2 protein-coding genes are annotated in these 850 nt (G+C 60.1%); both read right to left on the bottom strand.

Going from position 1 to position 850, the window contains the following annotated elements; all coding sequences use genetic code 11:
- The coding region (locus AKL27_RS26905; RefSeq protein WP_198156115.1) for an NAD(P)(+) transhydrogenase (Re/Si-specific) subunit beta at positions 1-730 on the bottom strand (730 nt) is incomplete at its 3' end.
- On the bottom strand, positions 727-850 hold a 124-nt coding region (locus AKL27_RS26900), incomplete at its 5' end, for a proton-translocating transhydrogenase family protein (protein ID WP_198156114.1). The genes AKL27_RS26900 and AKL27_RS26905, both read right to left, overlap by 4 nt.

Here is an 850-nt window from a genome sequence, read left to right as displayed (position 1 = left end):
CCGCCGCCCAGCCCGAATAGCTGTTCAGCATCGACACCACCACCGGCATATCGGCGCCGCCGATCGGGATGATGATCAGCACGCCGAGCACGAAGGCAATCGCGGTCATGATGATGAACGGCAACCAGTGCTGCGTCATCACGAAGATCACGCCGAAACCGATCATGGCAATCGCCAGGACCAGATTGATGAAGTGCTGGCCCTTGAAGCTGACCGGCGCGCCCTGGAACAGACGGAACTTGTATTTGCCCGACAGCTTGCCGAAGGCGATCACCGACCCGGAGAAGGTAATGGCGCCGACGAAGGTGCCGATGAACAGTTCGATGCGATTACCGACCGGAATCGCTTCACCGTGCGCCGCAATATTGAAGGCCCATGGTTCCGACACCGCCGCCACCGCGATACATACGGCGGCCAGACCGATCAGCGAGTGCATCGCCGCCACCAGTTCCGGCATCTTGGTCATTTCCACGCGCCTGGCGAGGAAGGCGCCGATACCGCCACCGACCACCACGCCGCCGGCAACCAGCCAGAAGCCGATCCCGGTCGCCGGCAATTCCCCCTTGAGCTTGATGATCAGCGCAATGGTAGTGGCCACCGCGATGGCCATGCCGATGATGCCGAAGCTGTTGCCGCGCCGTGCTGTCGACGGATGCGACAAGCCCTTCAACGCCTGAATGAAACAGACCGACGCGATCAGATACAACAAGGTAACCAGATTCATGCTCATGCTGATGCCCCCGCCTTATCTGTTGCCGTCGCTTTTGCCTTCGGCTCTTTTTTCTTGAACATTTCCAGCATGCGCTGGGTCACCATGAAACCACCGAACACATTGACCGCGGCCAAGGCC

The organism is Herbaspirillum autotrophicum (assembly GCF_001189915.1).
Classification (GTDB): domain Bacteria; phylum Pseudomonadota; class Gammaproteobacteria; order Burkholderiales; family Burkholderiaceae_D; genus Herbaspirillum; species Herbaspirillum autotrophicum.
Note: the sequence above shows the minus strand (reverse complement) of the source record. Positions and strands in the feature narration are given on the sequence as shown.